We start from the raw sequence: 24,746 nt of genomic DNA on the forward strand, positions 1-24,746 counted from the left end.
TCTTCACGCGCTCATCGAGTGTGGTCCCGGCCGCTCAGCTGATCCAGCGCATGCTCCAACACGTGATCGAGCACGCCGAGGCCATCTTTCACGCCGCCCGGAGAACCCGGCAGGTTCACGATCAGGGTGCGCCCGGAGACGCCGCACACGCCCCGCGACAGCACCGACGTGGGGACTTTGTGGCCGCCTGAGCGCCGGATGGCGTCGGCCAGACCGACCACCTGATAGTCCAGCACCGCCATGGTGGCTTCGGGGGTGCGGTCGGTCGGCGAGATGCCGGTACCGCCGGAGGTGATGATCACGTCGATGTGTTCGGCCAGCGCGGAGCGCAGCGCAGCGGCGACCGCGGCGCCGTCGGCCACGACCACCTGCTCGGTCACGTCGTAGCCGCGGTCCGCGAGCCACCCGACGATCATGGGGCCGGTGCGGTCGTCGTATATCCCGGCTGCCGCCCGCGTCGACGCGATAACCACGCGGGCCGAACGGGTTACGCCGGTGGAGTGTCTGGAGTCCATAGACCCGTTTTACCGCCCTCTTTGCGCAGTACCCGGATCTGGTCGAGGCGAGCCGCCGGATCGACGGCCTTGATCATGTCGTAGAGCGTCAGCCCGGCCACGCTGACGGCGGTCAGCGCCTCCATCTCGACGCCCGTGCGGTCGGTGCTGCGCACGGTCGCGGTGATGTCCACCCTGTCGGTACCGATGCCGAAGTCGACGTCGACACCGGTGAGTGCCAACTGATGACACAGCGGGATCAGGTCGGAGGTGCGCTTGGCCGCCAGGATGCCGGCGACGCGGGCGGTCGCGAGCGCATCACCCTTGGGCAGCCCGCCCGAGGCGATCAGCGCGACCACTTCGGCGGTGGTCAGCAGGCAGCCCGCTGCCACGGCGGTGCGCTTGGTGACGTTCTTGGCGGTGACGTCGACCATGTGCGCCGCCCCGGTCTCGTCGAGGTGCGACAGGCCCACCGTTACCGGTTGACGACGGTGACCGACTGAATGAACGGCAGGGTTTCTGCCGGCACGGGGAAGGTCACGTCCCCGAACGGAGACAGGGCGCCGGTGCGGTCGGTCGCCAGTTCGCTGACGGCGTGATCGTCGCCGTCGCTCAGTACCGGCCAGCCGTTGTCGACGTACTGATTCTTCTTATTGTCAGCCACGCCCCACATTGTGGCAGGCCAGACATCCGGAGGCGAGACCGGCATGTCACCTGTGCGCTGCTTTACGCTGGTCAGGATATGACCGCGAAGACTCCTTCGGAGGACAGGAGCGCCGCGACCCGGCCGAGCGCCGGGATCCCGCTGGGCGCCTGGCTGGCCGAGCTCCCCGACGAGGGACTCCTGCGGATTCTGCAGCTGCGCGCGGACCTGACGCAGCCGCCTCCCGCCAGCCTGGCGGCGCTGGCCGCGAGGGCCCTGTCCCGGCAGTCGGTCAAGGCGGCCACCGACGGCCTCGACTTCCTGCACCTGGCGGTGCTCGATGCGTTGCTGGTGTTGCACGCCGACTCAGCGGCGGTGGCGGTCGCCGAGGTGATCGAGCTGCTGGGCGAGCGCGGCGATGCCGACGCGATCCGCGCCGCGATCGACGATCTGCGCGAGCGGGCGCTCGTCTGGGGCGCGGAGGAGGTGCGGGTGGCCCCCGAGGTGACGGGGTCGCTGCCGTGGTACCCGGGCCAGGCCACGTTGGAGGCGGCTGACCGCAGTGCCGACGAGATCGCCGAGCAGCTGGCCGATCTCGACGATCCCCAGAAAGAACTGCTGGCGCGCCTGGTGGAGGGTTCGCCGGTGGGGCGCACCCGCGATGCCGCTCCCGACACCCCTGCCGACCGGCCGGTGCCAAGGCTTTTGGCAGCCGGTCTGCTGCGCCGGATCGACGACGAGACCGTGATCCTGCCGCGGCTCGTCGCCCAGTCACTGCGGGGTGAGGTCCCGGGCCCCATGCAGTTGGCGGTGCCAACGCTGCAGTCGACCACCACGACCGCCGCCGACGTGGACGCCGTCGCCGCCGGGGCCGCCATCGACCTGCTGCGTGAGATCGAGGTGGTGATCGAAACCCTCAGCGCCGCACCGGTTCCCGAGCTGCGCAACGGTGGGCTCGGGGTGCGCGACGTGAAACGGCTGGCCAAGGCCACCGGGATCGACGAGCCGCGGCTCGGACTCATCCTGGAGTTGGCGGCGACGGCCGGGCTCATCGCCGTCGGCATGCCCGATCCGGACCCGGGCGAGGGCACGGGGCCGTACTGGGCGCCGACGGTGACCGCGGATCGTTTCGTGGAATCGCCGACGGCGGCGCGCTGGCAGCTGATCGCCTCGACCTGGCTGGACCTGCAGGCCCGTCCCGCGTTGATCGGCTCCCGCGGACCTGACGGCAAACCCTTTGCCGCACTGTCGGATTCGCTGTTCTCCACTGCGGCACCGTTGGATCGCCGACTCCTGCTCACGGTGCTCGCCGAGCTGCCACCGGGCACCGGTGTCGACGCGGCCGAGGCATCGCGGGCCATGATCTGGCATCGGCCCCGCTGGTCGGCCCGCCTGCAGCCGTCCACCGTCGGCAACCTGCTGGACGAGGCGCACGCGGTGGGTCTGGCCGGACGCGGAGCCATCAGCACGCCCGGACGCGGGCTGCTGGCCGACGATCCGGACGACGACGTGCTGGCGACGATGGCCAAGGTGCTGCCGAAGCCACTCGATCACTTCCTGCTGCAGGCGGACCTCACCGTGATCGTGCCGGGGCCGCTGGAACGTGAACTGGCCGAGAAGTTGGCGACGGTGGCGACCGTCGAATCGGCAGGCGCTGCCATGGTGTACCGCATCACCGAGGCCTCGGTGCGGCACGCGCTGGATGCTGGGCGCACTGCGGGCGAACTGCACAGCCTCTTCGAGAAACACTCCAAAACCCCTGTCCCGCAAGGCTTGACGTATCTCATCGACGACGTCGCCCGCAGGCACGGGCAGCTGCGGGTCGGGATGGCGTCGTCGTTCGTGCGGTGTGAGGACGCCGCACTGCTGGCGCAGGCGGTGGCATCGTCGGCCACTGAGCGCCTCGAGCTGCGCCTGCTCGCCCCGACCGTCGCGGTGTCACAGGCCCCGATCTCCGACGTCCTGGCCGGGCTGCGCGACGCCGGGTTCGCCCCGGCGGCCGAGGATTCGTCGGGCGCCATCGTCGACATCCAGGCGCTCGGCTACCGCGTCGCCGCCCCCACGCGGCGCCGGGTGCACCGGCCCTCGACACCTCCGACCACGCAGACGCTCTCGGCCATCATCGCGGTGCTGCGCAAGGTGTCCAGCGGGCCGTTCGCCAACGTACGGCTGGATCCCGCGGTGGCCATCACCCAACTGCAGGACGCCGCGATCGCCCAGACTTCGGTGCTCATCGGGTACGTCGACCCCGCGGGCGTCGCCACCCAGCGCGTGGTGGCCCCGATCAACATCCGGGGCGGCCAGTTGACCGCTTACGATCCCGCCGCGGGGCGGGTGCGGGAATTCGCGATTCACCGAGTCACTTCCGTGGTGTCGGCCGACGACGACTAACCCGGCGAACAGCTTGGGCACAGCTCATCCACAGAACCGTTCACGACCATGTCCCTCGTGACAACCCTGTTGAGCGAGGCTGCCGTGGCTCCGGCACGACGTGGCGTGTCGCTGTTGCACGGCTGGCTGCCACCGACGGTGTGGGCAGTGGCCGCGATCGTGCTGGTGCTGGCGATCGGTTGGCGCAACCGGCGGTGGCGGCTGATCTGGCTGCCGGTGGCGATCGTCGTCGGCCTGATCCTCGCGGGGTGGACCCACTGGTACATCGACTCGCAGGGCCTGGCCGGCGATCCGGCCCCGGACTCGCTGTGGATCTGGGTCGGCCTGACCGGGCTGGCTCTGGCGGTCGCCGTGTTCGGCTGGCGTGGCAACCGCTGGTGGCGTCGCGGCGTGTCGGTGCTCGCGGTGCCGTTGTGCCTGCTCAGCGCGGGCCTTGCCCTCAACCTCTGGGTCGGCTATTTCCCGACGGTCCCGGCCGCCTGGAACGAGCTGACGGCCGGGCCGCTGCCCGACGAGACCGACCTCGCCACGGTCCAGGGAATGCGCGGCAAGGGCGCACCCGCGCACGGGGCGCTGGTTCCGGTGGACATCCCGCAGGATGCCTCGGGGTTCAAGCACCGCACCGAGCTCGTCTATCTGCCGCCGGCCTGGTTCGCCGCCGGTGCGCCGAAGCTGCCGGTGGTCATGATGATCGCCGGCGAGTTCAACACCCCGTCGGACTGGCCGCGCACGGGCAACGCCATCGCCACGATCGACAACTTCGCCGCCGCGCACGGCGGCTCTGCCCCGGTGTTCGTGTTCGCCGACGTCGGCGGGTCGTTCAACAACGACACCGAATGCGTCAACGGTCCGCGCGGCAACGTGGCCGATCACCTCACCAAGGACGTTCCGCCGTACGTCGCCGACACGTTCGACGTCCAGCAGGCCAACTGGGGTGTCGTGGGCTGGTCTATGGGTGGCACCTGCGCGGTCGACCTGACGGTGATGCACCCCGAACTGTTCAGCGCGTTCGTCGACATCGCCGGGGACAACGGACCCAACGCAGGCACCAAGGATCAGACCATCGCCCGGATCTACGGCGGCGACGCCTCGCAGTGGCCGGTCTACGACCCCACCACTGTGATGGACAAGCACGGCCCGTACCAGGGTGTCTCGGGTTGGTTCGCGATCTCCTCGGATGCCCCGCAGCAGCACAAGGGCGGGTACGGAAATCCGAACGCGGTCGGCCTCGGCGGACAGGACGCCGCAGGCAACCCGGGTGATCAGACCGACGCCGCGAACTCCCTGTGCGCGCTCGGCCGGACCCACGGCATCACCTGCGCTGTCGTCGCCAGCCCGGGCAAGCACGACTGGCCGTTCGCGATGGACGTGTTCAAAGCGTCGCTGCCCTGGCTGGCCGGCCAGGTCGGCACGCCGGGCGTCGCGAAGGTGCCGCTGCCCGGGAACGGGCAGGGCCGCGCGCCGGCCGGCGTCCCGTTGCAGGCCGCCACCCACTGAGCCACCCACTGAGCCACCCCACCCACTGAGCCACCTCGCGGCACCCCACCTCGCGAGCGTGCGGGTCTGCGGGCCGACACGCCGCATTTCAGCAGCAGTTCACGCACGCTCACGGCCCGGCCACGCCCGCAAAACGCGCCGCTGTCGCCGCACTCTGGATAATGGGACAAATGACCGACGGCCCGCTGATCGTGCAGTCCGACAAGACGGTGCTGCTGGAGATCGACCACGAACAGGCCGGCGCGGCACGTGCGGCCATCGCCCCGTTCGCCGAGCTGGAGCGCGCGCCCGAGCATGTACACACCTACCGCATCACGCCGCTGGCGTTGTGGAACGCCCGCGCGGCCGGCCACGACGCCGAGCAGGTGGTCGACGCCCTGGTCTCCTTCTCCCGCTACGCCGTGCCGCAGCCGCTGCTGGTCGACATCGTCGACACCATGGCCCGCTACGGCCGCCTGCAGCTGGTCAAGCATCCGGCGCACGGCTTGACCCTGGTCAGCTTCGACCGGGCCGTGCTCGAAGAAGTGCTGCGCAACAAGAAGATCGCGCCGATGCTGGGGGCTCGCATCGACGACGACACCGTGATCGTGCACGCGAGTGAGCGCGGCCGGGTCAAGCAGATGCTGCTCAAGATCGGCTGGCCTGCCGAGGACCTGGCCGGCTACGTCGACGGCGAGGCCCACCCGATCGAACTGGCGCAGGACGGCTGGCAGCTGCGGGACTACCAGGAGATGGCGGCCGACTCGTTCTGGGCCGGCGGTTCGGGCGTGGTGGTGCTGCCGTGTGGCGCCGGGAAGACGCTCGTCGGGGCGGCGGCGATGGCCAAGGCCGGTGCGACGACGCTGATCCTGGTCACCAACACCGTGGCGGGTCGGCAGTGGAAGCGCGAACTGGTCGCCCGCACCTCGCTGACCGAGGACGAGATCGGCGAATACTCCGGGGAGAAAAAGGAGATCCGCCCCGTCACCATCGCGACCTACCAGGTGATCACCCGACGCACCAAGGGCGAGTACAAGCATCTGGAGCTGTTCGACAGCCGCGACTGGGGGCTGATCATCTACGACGAGGTGCACCTGCTGCCGGCACCCGTGTTCCGGATGACCGCCGATCTTCAGTCCCGACGCCGGCTGGGGCTGACCGCGACCCTGATCCGTGAGGACGGCCGCGAGGGCGACGTGTTCTCGCTGATCGGGCCGAAGCGCTACGACGCACCGTGGAAGGACATCGAGGCCCAGGGGTGGATCGCCCCGGCCGAGTGCATCGAGGTCCGGGTGACCATGACCGACAACGAGCGGATGATCTACGCGACCTCCGAGCCCGACGAGCGCTACAAGCTCTGTTCGACGGTGCACAGCAAGATCGCGGTGGTCCGCTCGATCCTGGAGCGCCACCCCAACGAGCAGACGCTGGTGATCGGCGCCTACCTGGATCAGCTGGAGGAACTCGGGCAGGAACTCGACGCCCCGGTGATCCAAGGCTCGACGAAAAACTCCGAACGCGAGGAACTGTTCGACGCGTTCCGCCGCGGCGACATCTCGACGCTGGTCGTCAGCAAGGTGGCGAACTTCTCCATCGATCTGCCGGAAGCATCTGTGGCCGTTCAGGTTTCGGGCACCTTCGGGTCCCGGCAGGAAGAAGCGCAGCGGCTGGGCCGGCTGCTGCGGCCCAAACACGACGGCGGCGGCGCGGTGTTCTACTCGGTGGTCTCGCGCGATTCGCTGGATGCGGAGTACGCCGCACACCGGCAGCGGTTCCTCGCCGAGCAGGGGTATGGCTACATCATCAAAGACGCCGACGACCTGCTGGGCCCGGCGATTTGACGGTGTCGATGACACCGTGCACAAGTTGAGCGACAAGCAGTGGCGAGTGCGGCGATTCTGTCGCGCCGACTGGGATTGGTACCGCTCATGGTTCGACGATCCCGAGCTCAACCGGCGCTTGGGCCCGCTGGACCATGAGTGGCTTGAGCACGTGCTGGCCGAAACCGACGGCGCGCAACTGGTCGTCGAGCAGGACGGCACTCCGACGGCAGTCGTGGGATGTGTCTGGGGCGCGCCAGGATTCGACCATGGGATCACAGACCTTGCCGTCGACCCCGCCCGCCGCCGCGAAGGGCTGGGTGCCGTCGCCGTCGACGCCGCGATCGCCTGGCCCGGCCATAGGGCCGGATGCGGCTGGCTGGCCTTCGTCGAAGAAGACAACGCGGCCGCGCACGCGTTCTTCACGTCTCTGGGCTGGAGCTATCTCGGCATCGACGATGACCGGATGCACGCGTTTCGGCGCGCGCCCGTCAGCGTCTCCGCACCGTCATGAGCATCTTGCCGTCCGGGCCGCCGGTGAACGTCAGTTCGCGCCGCAACCGCTGACCGGGCACCAGGTCGAGTTCGAAGCGCTGCGCCAAGCGGGCAACGATGAGAGTGGCCTCTTGATTGGCGAAACCCGATGCGATGCACATCCTTTTGCCTGCGCCGAACGGGATGTGGGCGCGCCGCTGCGGGCCGTCGAGATTCTCTTTCAGGAACCGCGACGGGTCGAAGTCGTAGGCGTTCTCCCAGACCCGCCGGTTGTGGTGCACGCTGTGCATCAGGACGGCAATGCTGGTGCCCGCCTTGATCGGATAGTCCCCCAGCACGTCGTCAGCCTTGGCGGTGCGGGCCACCCCCATGATCGGCGGGAACACCCGCATGGCCTCGGCCACCACCGCCTGCGTCCACGGCAGGTCGTCGAGGTCGGCGGCGGTGGGCTCGCGGCCGCCGAGCACCTCGTCGAGTTCCTGGCCGAGTCGCCGGCGGGCCTGCGGGTGTTGCGACAACAGGAACCACGTCCACGCCAGCGCGGCCGCCGTCGTCTCGAATCCTGCGCCCAGGAAGGTCAGCACCTCGTCGCGGATCTCCAGATCGCTGTAGCGGTAACCCGTTTCGGGATCTTCGGCGGACATCAACAGGGCCAGCAGGTTGTCGGTGCCGGCGATCTTGCCGCTGCGGTGATCCGCGATCATCTCGTCGATGAACCGTTCGATGCGGCCGAGCCCGCGTCGTGCCCGCGGCGCGATCACCCATGCACCGCGCCGCAGCTCGTTGATGGCCATGCGGGGTGCACGCGCCGCCAGCCACCGCGGGCCGCGCTTGGACAACTGATCGGCGCGCCACCGCAGCGGCCGGGCCACGCCGAGCAGGAATCCGTAGCCGAAAAGGGTTAGCAGGCGCGCGAAATCGGTGCGCATCTGCTCGGCGAGGCGACCGTCGAGTTCGATGCCGAACATGGTGCGGGCGATGATGTCCAGCGTCACGTAATTCATCTCGGCGGCGATGTCGACGGGCCCGCCGTGCCGCTCCCACCGGTCGGCTGCCGCGCTCGCGGCGGCCACCATCTGCGGCGCGAAGGAATCCACGTGACGTTTGGCGAAGATCGGCTGAACCAGCCGCCGATTACGTTGCCACAGTTCGTCGTTGAGGTCGGTCACCAGGCCTCGGCCGAACGCGACCGCAAGCAGGTCGTACTCGGCGTTCTTGGTGTAGTTGTCCTGGTTGGTCACGAGGATGTGGCGGGCGATGTCGGGGTTGCGCACCACGACGAACTTCGCCAGCGGGGCACGGGCGACGACGATGTCGTCCTGTCCGGGAAGTTCTGTCGCGTACTCATAGATGGTGTGCCGGTAGCCGGCGCGGATGGCCTTGAGCGCCAACCACCATGACGCGAGATATCCGATGTCGGTGTGCTGCCAGCGAATCGGGGTCGGGGCCCATCGCGGGGGATGCAGGGTGTCATGGACCGGACAGGTGCGGACGGCGTCCTTCGTGGCGGGCTGGGACATCTGGCCACCTCCCGGTCGGAGCATCGTGCACCCAAGGTCGGACTCTCGGTATACAGTACCGACGGTACCGGGTTTTGACCAGGTAGCGCTACGCGTGCGGCCCCACCGCCTTGACCACCGTCAACAGCACGACGGAGTCTTGCAGCGCACGCAGGCTGTGCCTACTGCGCGGGACCACGATGTGATCGCCGGGAGATCCTTCCCAGCTGGCTTCCGAATTCCCCAACGACACCCTGCCCTCGATCACCTGCAGGGTGGCCTCGCCCGGGCTCTCGTGCTCGTCGAGCGCGCTGCCGGCCGTAAGCGCGATGAGGGTCTGCCGCAGCGCGTGTTCATGCCCGCCGTAGACGGTGTGTGCGCTCCGGCCGCTGCTGGACGACCGGGCAGTGGTCAGCTGCTGACGAGCAAGGGCAGTGAGCGAGATCTTCTCCATAACCGGATCGTGCCACTCGGGTTCGACGTATTCCGGCGGTCGGCCCGGAACAGTGCAAGAAACGTCGAAATCGTGACCGATAACGGTGTCCGCCGGCCGGCCGGCAAATCGCGCGGTGCGCGACCACGGGGCGGCCGCGGATTCCGATCAGGCCGAGCGGATCTCGTTTCCGGGGAACCTGCCCCGCAACGCGGCGAGCATGCGCTCGACCTCGGCAACGCGGGCGTGCACGCGAAGGACGGCCTCAGGCAGCCGGCTGGGGGCCGCGGTATGCCGCCCCGACCGATCGCGCCAGGCACGTTCGGCGAGGGCCGCGAGCGCATGAAGCTCCGCGATCTCAGCCTGCATCATCTCTTCGAACAGGCGCGATTGCGCCACATCGGCAGGGTGGGGAGGCCTGGACCACGTGTCGACATGTGGCGCCCGGGACGGCACCTCATTCGCCTTGGACTCGCGTCGCTGTGACAGCACGGACATATAGTGTCGCAAGTTGCTTCCCTCAGCGACTCCACAGGTTCATCGCGTATTCACGTTTTCGCCATCTTCTGGCACCGGCGATGTCCACCAGCAAAGACTCGCCGCCGGCCGACGCGCCGCCACATTGTTGGGATCGGTAGTCCGGCGACGCGCGTGTACTTACGCCATCGCGACGCCGACGAGATGGCGCCGCACGACACGCGAGGAATACAGACATGAAGATCGTGCCCACCAACATCGAGCAACAGATCAGCCGCGTCGATCGTCAGCGCAGCCTGCTCATCGGGATCAGCTGTGGCCTGCTGGCGTTCTGGTCGATCTACCGGGTCATCTGGTCGATCTACCTCGCACTGGCCTATGACTTCTTGTTCGGATCGCTGATCTTTCCGATCGTCCTGTGGGGCGTGATCGGCGCCGCCGCGGCGATCGCGGCCACCGCATTCCTGACCCACTACGCCAAGGGCAGCGCGACCGATCACACGGACCAGCGATGAGCTTGAAGCGCACCGTCGCCGGCGCGTTGTTGTCGGGGGTCGTGACGATCGTCGGCGTGGGGCTCACGACTGGCGTGGCCCACGCCAACGGCGGTCCGTACACGTGGTGCCCGGGCCAGTCGATGGAGGACCCGAGCGGACCGAACAGGTATGGCAATCAATATGTTTGGGACATGAGCCGGTGCCACACCTGGTACCGGGTGTCGTACGGGTTCGGCAACGTTCCCCGTGACATCAACGGGCAGCAAACCCTGCAGGGCTCGAGTGCGTGGGACGGGGACGACCCACCTGTGCCGGAACCGGTGAACTGCGGCCTGTTCTGGTGCCCGATCCCACCGCACCCGGATCCGAATTTCCACGGTTGACGAGCGGCTACCTGCTGCGAAGCGCGTCCAGCGCGGCGGCCGAATCGCTCCCCGGCTCGGCGCGGAAGATGATCAGATGCTGGCCACCTGAGTGCGGCACGTGCAACCGGTTGCGTTGCAGGTACAGCTCGCCGACCCTGGGATGCCGCACGTGGGTGATACCGGGCCGATAGCCGACGTCGGCCCGCGCCCACAGTTCCCGGAAACGTTCGCTCGCCGAGGACAATTCGTCGATCATCCGGCGTAGCCGAGGATCGTCGGGCGTGCTTCCCGCGACTTCGCGCAACCCGCTCACGGCGATGTCGGTGGCCTCGTCCCAGTCGACGAAGAACTCCTTGGCCGCCGGATCCAGCAGCCGCCACCGCAGGAAGTTCTCACCCGGGCGGAACGCCGGGGCCAGCGCCTGCGCGATGGCGTTGGCCGCCAGCACATCCTGATACCTGTTGGCCACGATGGCAGGCATCGGGAACTGGTCGATCAGTTCATCGAGGCCGTCGGCCACTTCTTCGAGATCGCCTTGTTCCCAACGGGTTCCGGTCTGCCCCGCCAACTGGTGCAGGTACTCGGTGCCCTTGATGTCCAGCTGCAGCGCCCGGGCCAGGGCGTCGAGCACCTGCGCGGACGGATTCTTGTCCCGGCCCTGCTCCAGCCGCAGGTAGTAGTCGGAGCTGATCCCGGCCAGCAGCGCCAGCTCCTCGCGGCGCAGTCCGGCGACCCGTCGCCGGGAGCCGGCGACCAGGCCGACGTCGTCGGGACGGACCTGCTCGCGCCGCGACCGCAGGTATTCCCCGAGCGCGTTCCCCTTCGCCACGTCAGTCGTCGATATGCGTCGGCGGATCGGTGAATGCGAAGTCGAATGGATAGTCGTGGCCGGGGCCCATCACGTCGCAACGCTTGACCGGCACCAGGTGGGAACTCAGGCCGCTGGGCACGTAGTTGTACACCGCGGTGCACCGTTGCCAGGTGCCGTCCGGCTGGATTGGCCCGTCGCACTTGCTGATGACGGGTCCGCCGTAGAGACAGCCGGCGCTGGCCGGCGGCGCCGAGACGATCAGACCTGCAGCCGTCAGCGCGACGGCCAGTGCACCGAAGATGCAGAGCTTCATGGGTTCTCCCATCACCACCGAATGACGCTACCGCAGCGCACCCATGTGGCGAGCCGCGACCGCGAAAGCCTGGAGAACAGATATGCCGAGTTCGGCCGATCCTGTCCCCGCCAATACCAGGATCAGCGCGGCGTTCCCACCGCTGCTTCGGGAGGCCGACCGTAGAGGCATGGTTGAACGACACGACATCGAGTTCCCCGCCCAAGACGGAGTGCGGCTGCGGGGCTGGTTGTTCCAGCCCGACGGTGCCGGCCCGCATCCGGCGATCACCATGGCGCACGGTTTCGCCGGGGTGAAGGAGCATGGCCTGGAGCGGTTCGCCCGGCTTTTCGCCGACGCCGGGTTCGTGGTCCTGGTGCACGATCACCGGGGCTTCGGCGCCAGCGACGGCTCGCCGCGGTTCGACGTCGAGCCGTGGGCGCAGATCGCCGACTGGCGCCGCGCGATCTCGTTCCTGGAGAGTCACCCGCACGTCGATGCCGACCGGATCGGGCTGTGGGGTAGCAGCTATGCGGGCGGACACGCGATCGTGTTGGGCGCCACCGACCGCCGGTTGCGCGCGGTGGTCGCTCAGGTGCCGACCATCAGCGGCTACCAGCAGAGTCTGCGGCGCGTGGCCCCGGACCAGGTGGCGGCCCTGGAGGCCGCGTTCGCCGCCGACGAGCGGGCTCAGTTCCGCGGCGAGCCACCGGCCACGCAGGCGGTGGTGAGCAGCGATCCAGCGGTGCCGGCCGCCTACCGCTCCCCGGACGCCGTCGCGTTCTACACCCAACCCGCACCGGAAGGTGCGTGGCAGAACACCATGACGGTGCGCTCGTCGCGCGCGGCCCGCATGTACGAGCCGGGCATCTGGATCGACCGGGTGTCCCCCACCCCGTTGTTGATGATCGTCAGCCTCCACGACACCGTCACGGTCACCGATCTGGCACTGAGCGCCTACGAGCGCGCGCTGGAACCCAAGCAACTGGTGACGGTCAACGGCGGGCATTTCGACCCGTACCTCGGCCAGTTCGACATCGCCGGGGGCGCCGCGCGGGACTGGTTCATCAAGCACCTCACCAAAACCGAACTGTAAAGGGAAACATCATGCCCAAACTGCGCTACGAGGTGATGGTCCACGACGGCCTGCGCCGCAACCGCGAACAGCGGCTGCCCGACGGAAGCCCGATCGTGTCCTCACCCGTGTCATCCACGCTGATCCTCGGTGACCGTGACGCCGCACTGGTCGACCCGCCTTTCACTTACGACCAGGTGCAGCGCGTCGGCGACTGGATCGAAAACACCGGCCGCACACTCACATACATCTACGCCACCCACGGCCACGGTGATCACTGGTTCGGCACCGACCAACTGCTGCAACGATTCCCGGGCGCAGTTGCCTACGCCACCGAAGGCACCATCGCGAAGATGCACGAGCAGGCCGTCGAAGGCCGCGCCCAGATGTGGGACGTCGACTTCCCCGGCCAGATCCCTCCGAGTCCCGTTGTCTACCAACTCATTCCCGAAGATGGGTTGGTGCTGGACGGAGAACGGCTGGTCGCCGTCGAGGTCGGCCACACCGACACCGACGACACCACCGTGTTGCACGTGCCATCGATCGGGTTGGTGGTCGCCGGCGACGTCGCCTACAACGGCGTGCACCAGTACCTCCTGGAAAGCGCTGACGGCGGGATCAAGTCCTGGCTGCAGGCACTCAACAAGGTCGCCGCACTGCAGCCCCGTGCGGTCGTGGCCGGGCACAAGAACAAGGACCTCCCCGACGATCCGGCGATCCTCACCGAGACCCGCGACTACCTCCTCGACGCGCAGCGGCTGTTGGCGGGAAAGCCAAGTCCCCGCGAGTTTTTCGACTACATGATCCAGCTCTACCCCGACCGGCTCAACGTCGGCCCGGTCTGGTACAGCGCCGTGGCGCTGCTGTCTTGAAAGGAACGTGAAATGATCATCGATGCAGACGATCTCGACGCCACGTCGAGCTACAAACTTCTCATCGGCAGTGTGCTGCCGCGCGCCATCGCCTGGATCAGCACCGCCTCGACGACCGGGGTCGGCAACATCGCGCCGGTGTCGTTCTTCACCGTGGTGGGACGCATTCCCCCGATCCTGTCGGTGTCCCTGCAACCCCGCTCCGACGGTGTCACGCTCAAGGACACGTTCGTCAACATCCGCGACACCGGCGAGTTCGTCGTCAACATCGCCTCGATCGCCCAGGCCGATGCCGTGCACCGGTCGGCATTCGAATTCGACTCCGGGGTCGACGAATTCGAGGCCCTCGGCCTGACCAAGGCCGCGTCGGAGACCATCGCGGCGCCGCGGATCGCGGAGGCTCCGATCTCATTCGAATGCGTGGTGGACCGCATCATCCCGATGCCGCCACTGCCCGACCACGTGGTCTGGGGCCGGGTCAAGCGCATCCACGTCCGCGACGACCTGTACCTGTCCCGGGGCCGCATCGACGTCGGCGCGCTCAACGCGTTCGGGCGCCTGGCCGCCGAGTACACGCTCGTCAACAACATCTTCACCACCCCGCTGCCCGACGGCCTGGCCGAGCAATTCGCCGCCCAGCGCGCCCAACGCCTGGACGGCAAGGCCTCTGACTATTCACCCATCGACACCACAGACTGGTCGCCCTCCGGCGCCACCAAGGAGACTGCGAAGTGAGCACGCTGCTACTCATCCACGGCTTCCTCGACGACGTCAAGGTCTGGGACGACGTCGTGTCCGCACCGCCGGACGACGTCGACATCGTCCGCTATCAGCTGCCGGGCTTCGGGGCCCGAACCGAGGACACGACACCCGAGCTGACACTGGCGGCCTTCGCTGCCGAAGCCGGGCAACTCCTCGACGGCGTCGTAGGCGACACCATCGTGGTCGGGCAGAGTCTCGGGTCACAGATCGCCGAACTGGTCGCCGCCCGTCACGCCGGGAAAGTCACCGGCCTGGTGCTGATCACCCCGGTTCCGCTGGGCGGCACCCGGCTTCCCGCAGAGGCCCTTGCCCCGTTCCGCGCGTTGGGTGGCGATCCCGCCGCGCAGCGTGCCGCCCGGGCCGCCCTGTCCCCGGCCCTCACCGACGAACAACTCGACCGTTTGACGCGGGCCGGTGAATCTGCACGGCCGGACGTCGTCAGCCGCTACGTGGACGTGTGGAACGACGGTGTGCCCGACGCACCGCCGGTCAGCAGCTTCACCGGGCCGGTGCTGATCATCCGCGGCGGCGCCGACCCGTTCGTCACCGACGAATTGGCCGCCGCGGTCACGCCGCGCTTCCCGCAGGCCCACGTGCAGGTCATCGATGGGGGCGGACATTGGGTTCACGTCGAGTACGCCGGCCAGGTCGCGGCGTCCATCACCGCATTCGTGCGTGAGACGGGCGCGGCCGCGGGCTGGCGTCGTGGCTTCGCCGAGCAGTCCCGAGACACGTTCGCCGCGAACTTCGCAGGCGATGTCGTGCTCGACGCCACCACGCTGCCCGAACCGGTGGCGGGCCGGGACCGGGTGGCCGCGACGCTGGCGACCGCGAGCTCGATCTACGAATCGCTGGAGTTCACCGCCGAGGCCCACAGCGGCGCAACCAGCTATTTGCAGTGGCGCGCAACGGCCTTCGACGGCTTGGCACTGCGCGGCGTGACCATTCTGGACCGCGGGCCCGACGGTCTGATCACCGGGATCGCCATTCACCACCGACCTTTGGGTGCGGTTCTGCGGTTCGCATCGGAAATCCGCGATCGCATGGAAGGCGCGCAATCATGACCGCCCAGTTGCAACACCAAATTCATGTCACCGGTCAGCTCGCACAGTCGGGGCGCGGCCCGCTTCCCGACGGCAGCCGGCGGATGTGGTCGCCGATCACCTCGACGCTGATCACGGGTTCCCGCGACGCGGTGCTGGTCGACCCGCCGCTGACCACCGCGCAGGCCGTCGATGTGGGCGACTGGGTCGCGGAATCTGGCCGGCGACTGACCGCGATCTACATCACCCACGGTCACGGCGACCACTGGTTCGGCGCGATGCCGCTGCTGCAACGGTTCCCGGATGCGGTGGTTTTCGCCACCGCGGGCACAGCGCAGCACATGGCGGTCCAGAACTCACCAGAGTTCCGAGCCTCCTTCTGGGACAAGGTGTTTCCCGGCGCTCTGCCGACCGGCGAGATTGCGGTCACCATCGTCGGTGAGGATGGTTTCGAACTCGAAGGTCAGCGATTACAGCCGGTCGAGGTGGGCCACACCGATACCGATGCGACGACCATGCTCCACGTTCCCGGCAGCGGTCTGCTGGTCGCGGGCGATGTCGTCTACAACAGCGTGCATCTGTATCTCACCGAATCCGGTGGCGTATCCGGACTCGACGAGTGGCTGGCCGCACTGGACATCGCCGAGAGCCTGCAACCCGTCACCGTGATCGCCGGTCACAAGAATCCCGCCGCGTCCGACGACCCGTCACAACTCGAGGCCACCCGGCGCTACCTCACCGACGCCCGCAGCCTGCTCGAATCGGCCGGCAACGCAGAAGATTTCTACGCTGGCATGCTCGCCAGGCACCCTGACCGCATCAATCCCGGTGCACTGTGGGGCGCGGCGATTACCCTGTTTCCACCTGACGGACGAGGTTGAAATGACCGACTTGATAGCGGAAGTCCTCGCGGCCCACGGCGGCGTGTCGCGGTGGAACGAGTTCTCCCGCGTCGAGGCGACGATCGTGACCGGAGGCAAACTCTGGCCCATCAAAGGGCAGCCGCAGGATGCCACACCTCGCCGGATGACCGTCGAAATACACCGTCAATGGGCCTCGGTGCAGCCGTTCGGCGGCCCCGACCAGAAGACCGACTTCACCACCGACCGCGTCGCCATCGAGAAGCTCGACGGTCGCGTCGTCGCCGAGTTGCACAATCCGCGTGAGTCATTCACCGGCCATGAACTCCACACTCCGTGGAATCCGTTGCAGCGCGCGTACTTCAACGGCTACGCACTGTGGAACTATCTGACCGCTCCGTTTCTGATGTCGTTACCGGGCGTCTCCGTCGAGGAGATCGACCCCGTCACCGAACGCGGCGAAACGTGGCGTGGCCTGCGCCTGCGATATCCGCCGAACTTCGCCAGTCACAGTGCGGTGGAGGAGTTCTACGTCGACTCCGAGCATCTGATCCGTCGCCATGATTACCGAGTGGACGTGGCCGGGGGCTTCCCGGCGATCCACTACATCGACAACCTCGTCGAATTCGACGGCATCAAGGTTCCGACGAAACGCCGCGCGTACCGCTGCGATGCGTCGGGACAGATGCTGCCCGACGAGCTGATGGTCGCCATCGACCTGAGCGACGTCCGGTTCTCCTGAGCGTCAGCGCGCGGCGGGGTTTTCCAGGACCACGGCGACGCCCTGACCCGAACCGACGCACACCCCGATCGCGCCGTACCGAGCACCGCGCTCCCGTAGTTCGGTGGCCAACGTCAGCACGTAGCGGGCCCCGGTCGCGCCGAACGGATGTCCGATGGCAACGGCACCCCCGTTGGGTGTGAGCTTCTCGTCGGGAATGACGAACCCGCCCAACTGGTTCGGAAGCTCACGCAGCACACCGAGGGCCTGCGCGCTGAACGCCTCGTGCACCTCCCACACGTCGATCTGTTCGGGAGTCAAGCCCGCCCGGCGGATGGCCATCGGCAGAGCCCACGCCGGGGCGAGGCCCATGACCAACGGATCGATGCCATATACCGCCGATGACACCACGCGGGCCAACGGCTCGATACCCAGCTCGGCCGCCCGCTCTCCCGATGCCAGCACCAGTGCGCTGGCGCCGTCGGTCAGCGGTGTCGAGTTCGCCGCGGTCATCTGAGTTGTTCCCGGTTGCGGCTTGAGCTTCGCCAATTGTTCTGCGGTGGTGTCGTCGCGGATGAACTCGTCGTGCTCAAAGGTGCGGGCCGGTGTCGTCTTCGTCGCCGCGATCTCGACCGGCATGATCTCCTTGGCCAGCCGACCGGAGTCGCGGGCGGCCTTGGCATTTCGCTGGGTGCGTAGCGCGAACGCGTCGATTTCCTCCCGTGTCAGCCCGTACCGATCGGCGACGTTCTGCGCGGTCTCGATCATGCCGATATAGGCGTTGCGGGCCAGCAAGGCCGGGTTGGGCGGGCCACCGGCACCCGCCCACATGGTGTCGAGCAGGATGACCGGCCCGCGCGGGGAGAACGGTGCATCGCCCTTCATGTACGCCCAGCCCGACCGCGACATCGATTCGACGCCGCAGGCCATCCCGACACCGAGATCCCCGGCCCGGATGGCATGCGCGACACTGATTGTCGCGCTGAGCGACGACGCACAGAAGCGGTTGATCGTCACCCCCGGCACACTGTCCGGGAATCCGGCGGCCAACGCGGCCCACCGAGCCAGGTCTCCCATGCCTTCGTGGGCGGGGTTGACGCACCCGGCGACAATGTCCTCGATCTGATCGAGCTCGACCCCGACCCGTGCGCACGCGCCTTTCATGGTCATTCCGAGCAGGTCGTCGACACGGATGTGCGACAACGAACTGCCGTAGCGGGCGAACGGAGTGCGGACACCGCCGAGCACATACGCATCTGTCATTACCGGCTCCCTCGGTCGTCGAGAGGGTATCGCGCCTGTCCCGGTGCCGACAGGCGTTCAAACCAGTGGTAGGAGGAAGCGCCTCTCAGCAACGACAAATCCGGTCATAGTCGGCTGGAGCATCTGCGCGCCACGATTGTTGGACAGGTCGTACTGATCGTCCGAAAGGTTCCGCCATGGAATTTCTGGTAGACATGACTACTCACGTCCCGCCCGGGACCACCCCGCAGCATGTCGACGACGTCCGTGCCCGCGAGGCGGCGCGCGCTCGTGAGCTGGTGGCCGAGGGACATCTGCTGCGGCTGTGGCGCCCGCCGCTGGCGCCCGGCGAATGGCGCACCTTCGGGTTGTTCGCCGCCGACGACGCCGACCAACTCGAGCAGAAACTCGCGTCGATGCCGTTGCGCATCTGGCGCACCGACGTCGTGACGCCGCTGCCGGCCCATCCCAACGATCCAGGCGGCGGATCGGCATCGCCGGAGCTCACGGAATTCCTGACGACGCTGACCATCGCTGTACCGCCGGGCATCAGCGCCGACGAGGTCGTCGACCGCACCGCCGGCGAAGCGGTCCGCGCAGCTGAACTCGCCCGTCAGGGCCGCCTGGTGCGGCTGTGGCGGCTGACGGCCGAACCCGGGCAGCGGCGCACGCTGGGCTTATGGGCCGGAGCCGACGAGGCCGACCTGACCTCGACTCTGCAATCACTGCCGCTGTACGAGTGGATGTCTGCCGAAATCACACCGCTGTCGGTGCACCCGAGCGATCCGGCACGCAGGGCCGCCGCATGACCGCGCTCCTCGTCGAAGATCTGGCCGAGTTCGTGCTGGCCGCTCGCTTCTCCGATATCACGGACACAAAGTTGTTGCGCCGCAACGTTCTCGATAGCATCGCCTGCGCCGTAGCCGCGCTCGACGGCGACACGGTCCGGTCGGTCAGGGCCCAGGTGGCAGCGGTCGGCGGCGCGGCTCAAGCCTCGTTGATCGGCGGCGGCACCACCAGTGTCGACCAGGCAGCCCTGTTCAACTCGGTGGCGGTCCGCTACGTCGACCTCCTGGACACATACCTGACGCCCGGCGGCCTGTGTCATCCTGCGGACAACTTCGGGGCGATCCTCGCGGCTGCCGAGAGCGTCGGAGCAGGCGGAGAGGACTTCCTACTGGCACTGGCGGTGGCCTACGAAGTGCAGAGCCGTTTTTCGGCCTCGGTTCCGGTGATGGCCCGCGGCTTGAATCATGCTTTGCAACTGGCCATTTCCGTCGCCGCCGGCAGCGCCAAACTGCTGGGCCTGACCAAGGGCCAGACTGCCGATGCCATGGCTGCCGCCGCGGCCGACAACGTGTCGCTGGCCGCTGTGCACTCCGAACCGGTGTCGAATTGGAAGGGCATCTCGCCCGGCATCACTGCGCAGCGCGCGGTGTACGTCACCCAGCTGGCGCAGCGCGGTATCACCGGACCGCGGGGAATCTTCGAGGGCCCCAACGGGCTTCACCAACTTTTCGGCCAACGGATCGACCTGCGACTCGATGACCGCAGCCTCGGCGTGGTCGAGCAGACCTACCTGAAGAAGTACTGCTCACTGATCCACGGACAGGCGCCGATCGAAACCGTGTTGACCCTGGCCGCCGAACACGGCATCGACCACCGCGAGGTCGCAGCCCTCGATGTGGCGGTGTTCCAGACGGCCTACGACATCGCCGGTGGCGGCGCCTTCGGCGCCAAGGGAGCACCCGAGACCAAGGAGCAGGCCGACTACAACTTGAAGTATCTGCTCGCCGCCGCCCTGATCGACGGCGAGGTCGGACCGGACCAACTGCAGACCGAGCGCATCCGTCGACCCGATGTCCGAGAGTTGCTGCAGCGCATCACCGTTCATCCTGACGACGAATTGACGTCGCGGTACCCGCACGCCACGCCGGTGCGGATCACTGCCACATTGCGCGACGGCCGGCGCGTCACGCGCGCCCAGGACGACTTCGAGGGAGCGCCCAGCCGGCCGTTCAGCTGGGACCGCACCGTCGAGAAGTTGCACTGGCTGGCCGCCGGCCACGCCGACGCGGCGCTGTGCGACTCGATTGTCGACACCGTCGACCGGCTCGATACGGTCGACGTGCCGGAACTGACCGCACTACTGTCCACAGTGGATTCCAGGAGGCAATCATGAGCTCACCGATAGCGGATCTCGGTCTGAGGATCCCGGTGATCGCTGCGCCCATGGCAGGCGGCCCCACCACCCCGGCCATGGTGATCGCCGCGCACAGCGCAGGCAGCTTCGGTTTCCTGGCCGCGGGCTACAAGACTCCCGAGGCCGTCGAGGCCGAGCTGCGCACCGTGCATGACGCGGGAATACCGTTCGGCGTCAACGTCTTCGCTCCCAACCCGGTACCGATCTCGCCCGAACGGTACGCCGAGTACGCGCAGGCCATGCAGCGCGAGGCCGACCGATTCGGGCTCACCCTGCCCACCGCCCCGAACGACAGCGACGATCACTTCGCCGCCAAGGTGGACCTGCTGCGCGCCACCCCGGTCCCGGTGGTGAGCTTCACGTTCGGCATACCTCCACAAGACGTGATCCGGAGCCTCCAGCAGGTGGGCAGCGCCGTGGTGCAGACGGTGACCTCGCGTGCCGAAGCGGAGGCCGCCGCAGCGGCGGGCGTCGACGCCCTGGCGGTACAGGCCAGCGTCGCCGGCGGACACTCGGGCACGCTCACCCCGGACAATCCGCCGCCTGCTCTGCCCATCGGTGAGCTGGTCGGGCAGATCGCCTCGACGGTCGGACTCCCTGTCATCGCCGCCGGCGGCATCGGCACCGCGGAAGATGTCGCCGGGGTGCTCAAGGCAGGCGCCGAGGCAGCGGCCGTCGGCACCGTGCTGCTGCTCGCCGACGAGAGCGGCGCGTCGGCGACCCATCAAGCGGCACTTGAGGATCCCGACCGCACCGAAACCGTTGTCACCAAGGCGTTCACCGGCCGGCCGGCCCGAGGGCTGCGCAACCGGTTCATAGACACTTATGAGGCCTCGGCACCGCTGGGCTATCCAGCGATCCACTTCCTGACCAGCCCGCTGCGCAAGGCCGCCGCGGCCGCCGGTGAACCCGAACTCGTGCACCTGTGGGCCGGCACCGGATACCGGCATGCCCGCCGCGAGCCCACCGCCCAGATCCTGGCCGGCCTGGTTCCCTGACCCAGGCCAGAAGACCTACGACGCGACCGGCTGCCGCTTCCGCGAGTGTGAATCATGTGCGAAAAGTCGCGCGAAAATTCGCAGACGGTTCACATTCGCGGCGGCCTCCCTGCCAGAGTGGACATATTCCTCAGGTCCGCCGACGACAGGAGCCCCACCATGGCCACGCACCGCGCAGTCCACGTCGACACCGCAGGCGCCCCGCTGCGGCTGACCGATGTCGACACCACTGCCCCACCGCCGGGCCATGTCCGCATCGACGTCCGGGCCTGTGGTGTGTGCGGCACCGACCGCGAATTCGTCAGTGGCCACTTCCCCGCCATGACCTGGCCGCTGACGCCCGGGCACGAGATTGCCGGCACCATCGCCGAACTGGGTAGCGGCGTCGAGGAATTCGGTGTCGGCGACTCGGTCGCCGTCGGCTGGTTCGGTGGCAACTGCAATCACTGCGCGCAATGCCGCAAGGGCCAGTTCATGCACTGCATCAACGGTCAGATTCCCAGTTGGCAGTACCCGGGCGGCTACGCCCAGTCGGTGACCGTACCCGCCACCGCGCTCGCCCGGATCCCCGCCGGGTTGTCGTTCAGCGAAGCCGCACCGATGGGCTGCGCGGGCGTGACCACGTTCCAGGCGTTGCGGGCCAGTGTGGCCGTGGCCGGTGACCGGGTGGCCGTGCTGGGTGTGGGCGGGCTCGGCCATCTCGGCATCCAGTTCTCCCGGGCCATGGGATTCGAGACGGTCGCCATCGCGCGTGGTGCGGACAAGGCCGCGGACGCCGAACGGTTCGGCGCACACCATTACATCGACTCCACGGCCGGGGACGTCAGCGAGTCGCTCCAGAAGCTGGGGGGCGTGTCCGTGGTGCTGGCGACGGCCGCGAACTCCGATGCGATCGGCCAGACGATCGGCGGCCTGGCGCCGCGCGGTGAGCTCATCGTGATCGGGGTGTCCGCTGATCCCCTGCCGATCAGTCCGCTGCACCTGATCACCCCGGCGCTCAGTGTCACGGGCCACCCGTCGGGCACGGCATCGCAAATCGAAGACACCATGCGGTTCGCGTTGCTCAACAACGTCCGGGCGCAGATCCAGGAGTTCCCGCTGGAAAACGCGGCGGACGCCTACGCTGCCATGGCGGAGGGACGGGCCCGCTACCGCGGCGTTCTCACCATGTGAGCGCCGTATGAGGCTTTGCCTTTCAGCTGCAAGATAATCGGACGTGGTGTGCTGGGCCGCCGGCACACACCATGGGGCAATGCCGAAACACCCCTGGGCGCAGATCGTCCGAACTGCCGCCGTGCTGGGCGCGGCGATGGGCATCGGGCGCTTCGCCTACACCCCGATCCTGCCGCTGATGACCGCACATGCTCAGTTGTCCCCGCAAGCGGCCGGGCAGTTGGCCACCGCCAATTACGTCGGCTATCTGCTCGGGGCGCTCGCCGGGACGTTCTCGCCACGGCTGGCCCGGTCGGTGTCGGCGTGCCGCGGGTCACTGCTGGTGCTGGTGGCGAGTCTGGTGGCAATGGCGTTGACCACCAACGTCATTGCGTGGGCGGCGCTGCGCACGGTGGCCGGTTTCGCCAGTGCCTTGGTGTTCGTCATCGCCGTCAACACCCTGCTGGACCGGTTGCACGATCATCCGGCACACTTGGCGGGCTGGGCCTTCGGTGGCGTCGGCGCCGGTATCGCCGCCTCGGCGGTTCTGGTGTTCGCACTACCCGCCTGGGCGGACTGGCGGGCCGCCTGGTGGGCGGCAGCGGTGTTGGCGGCACTGTTGAGTGTCGCGGCCTGGTACCTGCCCGCAGGCCCCGCGACACCTGCGGTGGCGAAGGCTCCTGAACAGCAACACCCGAAGCGGCACAAGCCTTTTGCACTGCTACTCGTCAGCTACACCCTGGAAGGGGTGGGTTACATCATCGCGGGCACGTTCCTGGTCGCGGCCGTCGCGCAGCATTCGCCGGGACGGCTCGGCAACGGGGCATGGTTACTGGTCGGACTCGCGGTGATCCCGTCGGCGGTGCTGTGGGCACGGTTGAGCTCACGCTATTCGCACCCCGTGCTGCTCACCGCGGCGCTCATGCTGCAGGCAGCGGGAATTGCGTTGGCCTGCACCGGTTCCGGCGGCGGTGCACTCATCGGGGCGATCCTGTTCGGCGGCACGTTCATCGGTGTCAGTGTCCTGGCGCTGGCGGCCGGGCGGCTGCTGCAGTTCCCCGGCGCCGTCGCGTTGCTGACGGTGGGCTATTCGGTCGGCCAGATTGTCGGACCCGTCGCGGTGTCACCCCTGCTGCACAGTGGGTTTCAGCTGGCGCTGGTCGCCGGATCTGTCATCGTCGTGCTGTCCGCTCTGACCGCCACCGCGATGGGGATCGTCGGGCGGCAGCCACACACCGTCGCCGTGAACGCCTAAATCGCCGACATCACAGGTGAATACGTCGATCAGCGCGCGTACCGCGGTGTTGTCCTCGCCGCGGCGCCACACCAGCGACCAGGTCCACAGCGGAGCCGGGTCGACGATCGGGCGGCGCACCAGATCACGCGGCAGCTGGGCATCCTGCCCCTTGGGGTTGTTGAGCACCGGACGGCCCAGCCGACGGACGTGCTCGAAGAACGTCGGTCCGGTGACACCCCCGTCGTCGGTGCGCATCAACCGTGCCCCGGTCGCCCTGGAGAACTCCTCGGCGTAGCGATTCCAGGACGACCAGCTGGCCACGTCGGCATCGACCAGCACCACCACGTCCTTCGCCGCGACCGGGCTGTCGTCGGTACCGACACACAGCGCGTACAGCCGGTCCACTCCGATGAGGTGGGCCTGCAGCGACAGCTCGGCCAGGTCGTCGGTGGGCACCCAGCAGATCGCGAGGTCCAGGCTGCCGTCGGCGACCCTCGCGGCCTGCGTGTGCGACGGCATCACCCAGGTGTCCACCCGTAGCTGCGCGACCCCGGCCGCCCGATCGGCCAGATCCGGGGGCCGCCAGTTGACGTAGCCGATCCGAACGGGATCGGATACCGCCAATCCTGTGGCCCGTCTGCGGAATTCGTCGGCGTGCCGGACCAGTGCGCGGGCGTCGGGCAGCAGCGCCGCGCCGGCCGGGGTGAGGGCCACCGACCGCCGGTCGCGGTCGAAGAGGCTGACCTTGAGGTCGCGCTCGAGCGCCTTGATCTGCTGAGACAGTGACGGGCCCGCGATGTGCAGCCGCTCTGCGGCGCGGCCGAAGTTCAACTCCTCGGCGACCACCACGAAGTACCGCAACTGGCGCAGTTCCACTGTTGCAGACTA

At 68.1% G+C, this 24,746-nt stretch carries 26 protein-coding genes and 1 pseudogene; 17 read left to right on the forward strand and 10 right to left on the reverse strand.

Translation table 11 applies throughout. The features are described from left to right. Positions 1-11: 11 nt before the first annotated feature. Genes RMCB_RS03490 through RMCB_RS03500 form a run of 3 tightly spaced genes read right to left on the reverse strand, consistent with a single transcriptional unit; the run spans position 12 to position 1,167 of the window. Positions 12-515 carry a MogA/MoaB family molybdenum cofactor biosynthesis protein gene (locus tag RMCB_RS03490; protein ID WP_062827636.1) on the reverse strand — a complete coding sequence of 168 codons (504 nt, stop codon included), beginning with the start codon at positions 513-515 and terminating at the stop codon, positions 12-14. Beyond that, positions 488-967, reverse strand: coding sequence for a cyclic pyranopterin monophosphate synthase MoaC (gene moaC / locus RMCB_RS03495; protein ID WP_062827637.1), 480 nt, complete (start codon positions 965-967; stop codon positions 488-490). Before moaC ends, RMCB_RS03490 begins: the two co-directional genes overlap by 28 nt. Positions 968-969: 2 nt before the next feature. Continuing rightward, positions 970-1,167, reverse strand: coding sequence for a hypothetical protein (locus RMCB_RS03500; RefSeq protein WP_029369742.1), 198 nt, complete (start codon positions 1,165-1,167; stop codon positions 970-972). 69 nt (positions 1,168-1,236) lie between these two features. Between RMCB_RS03500 and RMCB_RS03505 the strand changes: the two genes are divergently transcribed. From RMCB_RS03505 to RMCB_RS03520, 4 genes are all read left to right on the forward strand, one after another. After that, a complete protein-coding gene (locus RMCB_RS03505) occupies positions 1,237-3,528 on the forward strand; it encodes a helicase-associated domain-containing protein (RefSeq protein ID WP_062827638.1) in 2,292 nt (763 codons plus the stop codon). Between the two features lie 48 nt (positions 3,529-3,576). Beyond that, on the forward strand, positions 3,577-5,025 hold the full coding sequence (locus RMCB_RS03510) for an alpha/beta hydrolase (RefSeq protein WP_234791979.1): 1,449 nt from the start codon (positions 3,577-3,579) through the stop codon (positions 5,023-5,025). A 170-nt stretch (positions 5,026-5,195) separates the two neighbouring features. Beyond that, positions 5,196-6,845 (forward strand): DNA repair helicase XPB, encoded by a 1,650-nt coding sequence (locus RMCB_RS03515; protein WP_029369745.1) that lies wholly within the window; start codon positions 5,196-5,198, stop codon positions 6,843-6,845. 25 nt (positions 6,846-6,870) lie between these two features. After that, a complete protein-coding gene (locus tag RMCB_RS03520; RefSeq protein ID WP_234791980.1) occupies positions 6,871-7,338 on the forward strand; it encodes a GNAT family N-acetyltransferase in 468 nt (155 codons plus the stop codon). On the opposite strand, the gene RMCB_RS03525 is transcribed toward RMCB_RS03520, so the two are convergent. The 3 genes from RMCB_RS03525 to RMCB_RS03535 all read right to left on the reverse strand — a co-directional run bounded on the left by RMCB_RS03525 (position 7,316) and on the right by RMCB_RS03535 (position 9,743). Further along, the gene (locus tag RMCB_RS03525; RefSeq protein ID WP_084388352.1) at positions 7,316-8,839 is read right to left on the reverse strand and encodes a cytochrome P450; all 1,524 of its coding nucleotides are present in this window, start codon (positions 8,837-8,839) and stop codon (positions 7,316-7,318) included. The genes RMCB_RS03520 and RMCB_RS03525 overlap by 23 nt on opposite strands. Before the next feature lie 88 nt (positions 8,840-8,927). Then, the gene (locus tag RMCB_RS03530) at positions 8,928-9,272 is read right to left on the reverse strand and encodes a cupin domain-containing protein (protein ID WP_029369748.1); all 345 of its coding nucleotides are present in this window, start codon (positions 9,270-9,272) and stop codon (positions 8,928-8,930) included. Positions 9,273-9,419: 147 nt separating this feature from the next. Beyond that, positions 9,420-9,743 carry a hypothetical protein gene (locus RMCB_RS03535; protein WP_131805481.1) on the reverse strand — a complete coding sequence of 108 codons (324 nt, stop codon included), beginning with the start codon at positions 9,741-9,743 and terminating at the stop codon, positions 9,420-9,422. Positions 9,744-9,964: 221 nt separating this feature from the next. Between RMCB_RS03535 and RMCB_RS03540 the strand changes: the two genes are divergently transcribed. Then, positions 9,965-10,243, forward strand: a complete 279-nt coding sequence (locus RMCB_RS03540; RefSeq protein WP_029369750.1) for a hypothetical protein — start codon at positions 9,965-9,967, stop codon at positions 10,241-10,243. Next, positions 10,240-10,608 carry a hypothetical protein gene (locus RMCB_RS03545; RefSeq protein WP_062827641.1) on the forward strand — a complete coding sequence of 123 codons (369 nt, stop codon included), beginning with the start codon at positions 10,240-10,242 and terminating at the stop codon, positions 10,606-10,608. The genes RMCB_RS03540 and RMCB_RS03545 overlap by 4 nt, the downstream gene beginning before the upstream one ends. 7 nt (positions 10,609-10,615) lie before the next feature. Here RMCB_RS03545 and RMCB_RS03550 read toward each other — a convergent pair whose 3' ends face one another. Further along, positions 10,616-11,419, reverse strand: a complete 804-nt coding sequence (locus RMCB_RS03550) for a helix-turn-helix domain-containing protein (protein WP_062827642.1) — start codon at positions 11,417-11,419, stop codon at positions 10,616-10,618. Position 11,420: 1 nt separating this feature from the next. Continuing rightward, entirely contained in the window at positions 11,421-11,714 is a 294-nt protein-coding gene (locus RMCB_RS03555; protein ID WP_029369753.1) for a CDGP domain-containing protein, read from the reverse strand. 169 nt (positions 11,715-11,883) lie between these two features. On the opposite strand from RMCB_RS03555, the gene RMCB_RS03560 reads away from it, so the two are divergent. Genes RMCB_RS03560 through RMCB_RS03585 form a run of 6 tightly spaced genes read left to right on the forward strand, consistent with a single transcriptional unit; the run spans position 11,884 to position 17,047 of the window. Then, positions 11,884-12,789, forward strand: a complete 906-nt coding sequence (locus RMCB_RS03560) for an alpha/beta hydrolase (protein WP_062827643.1) — start codon at positions 11,884-11,886, stop codon at positions 12,787-12,789. An 11-nt stretch (positions 12,790-12,800) separates the two neighbouring features. Next, positions 12,801-13,640, forward strand: coding sequence for an MBL fold metallo-hydrolase (locus tag RMCB_RS03565; protein ID WP_062827644.1), 840 nt, complete (start codon positions 12,801-12,803; stop codon positions 13,638-13,640). 12 nt (positions 13,641-13,652) lie between these two features. Next, positions 13,653-14,375, forward strand: a complete 723-nt coding sequence (locus RMCB_RS03570) for a flavin reductase family protein (protein ID WP_029369756.1) — start codon at positions 13,653-13,655, stop codon at positions 14,373-14,375. Further along, on the forward strand, positions 14,372-15,466 hold the full coding sequence (locus RMCB_RS36420) for an alpha/beta fold hydrolase (protein ID WP_234791981.1): 1,095 nt from the start codon (positions 14,372-14,374) through the stop codon (positions 15,464-15,466). The genes RMCB_RS03570 and RMCB_RS36420 overlap by 4 nt, the downstream gene beginning before the upstream one ends. Continuing rightward, positions 15,463-16,326, forward strand: coding sequence for an MBL fold metallo-hydrolase (locus tag RMCB_RS03580; protein WP_062827645.1), 864 nt, complete (start codon positions 15,463-15,465; stop codon positions 16,324-16,326). The genes RMCB_RS36420 and RMCB_RS03580 overlap by 4 nt, the downstream gene beginning before the upstream one ends. Position 16,327: 1 nt before the next feature. Continuing rightward, positions 16,328-17,047, forward strand: a complete 720-nt coding sequence (locus tag RMCB_RS03585) for a hypothetical protein (protein WP_062827646.1) — start codon at positions 16,328-16,330, stop codon at positions 17,045-17,047. A gap of 3 nt (positions 17,048-17,050) precedes the next feature. Here the strand turns inward: RMCB_RS03585 and RMCB_RS03590 are convergent, their stop codons facing one another. Continuing rightward, positions 17,051-18,289 (reverse strand): thiolase family protein, encoded by a 1,239-nt coding sequence (locus RMCB_RS03590; RefSeq protein WP_062827647.1) that lies wholly within the window; start codon positions 18,287-18,289, stop codon positions 17,051-17,053. A 176-nt stretch (positions 18,290-18,465) separates the two neighbouring features. Between RMCB_RS03590 and RMCB_RS03595 the strand changes: the two genes are divergently transcribed. The 5 genes and pseudogenes from RMCB_RS03595 to RMCB_RS03615 form a co-directional block, all read left to right on the forward strand. Further along, a complete protein-coding gene (locus RMCB_RS03595; RefSeq protein ID WP_062827648.1) occupies positions 18,466-19,077 on the forward strand; it encodes a muconolactone Delta-isomerase family protein in 612 nt (203 codons plus the stop codon). Continuing rightward, the gene (locus RMCB_RS03600; RefSeq protein WP_062827649.1) at positions 19,074-20,450 is read left to right on the forward strand and encodes an MmgE/PrpD family protein; all 1,377 of its coding nucleotides are present in this window, start codon (positions 19,074-19,076) and stop codon (positions 20,448-20,450) included. Before RMCB_RS03595 ends, RMCB_RS03600 begins: the two co-directional genes overlap by 4 nt. Beyond that, on the forward strand, positions 20,447-21,469 hold the full coding sequence (locus RMCB_RS03605; protein WP_062827650.1) for an NAD(P)H-dependent flavin oxidoreductase: 1,023 nt from the start codon (positions 20,447-20,449) through the stop codon (positions 21,467-21,469). Before RMCB_RS03600 ends, RMCB_RS03605 begins: the two co-directional genes overlap by 4 nt. A 159-nt stretch (positions 21,470-21,628) precedes the next feature. Continuing rightward, on the forward strand, positions 21,629-22,642 hold the full coding sequence (locus tag RMCB_RS03610; RefSeq protein ID WP_062827651.1) for an alcohol dehydrogenase catalytic domain-containing protein: 1,014 nt from the start codon (positions 21,629-21,631) through the stop codon (positions 22,640-22,642). Positions 22,643-22,721: 79 nt separating this feature from the next. After that, positions 22,722-23,759: pseudogene (locus tag RMCB_RS03615) on the forward strand (YbfB/YjiJ family MFS transporter); the annotation flags it as partial. Here RMCB_RS03615 and RMCB_RS36795 read toward each other — a convergent pair. Continuing rightward, complete coding sequence (locus RMCB_RS36795) at positions 23,745-24,734, reverse strand: LysR family transcriptional regulator (protein WP_305802435.1); 990 nt, start codon at positions 24,732-24,734, stop codon at positions 23,745-23,747. The pseudogene RMCB_RS03615 and the gene RMCB_RS36795 sit on opposite strands and share 15 nt — an antisense overlap. Positions 24,735-24,746: the final 12 nt, after the last annotated feature.

This window comes from Mycolicibacterium brisbanense, from assembly GCF_001570425.1.
Taxonomy (GTDB): domain Bacteria; phylum Actinomycetota; class Actinomycetes; order Mycobacteriales; family Mycobacteriaceae; genus Mycobacterium; species Mycobacterium brisbanense.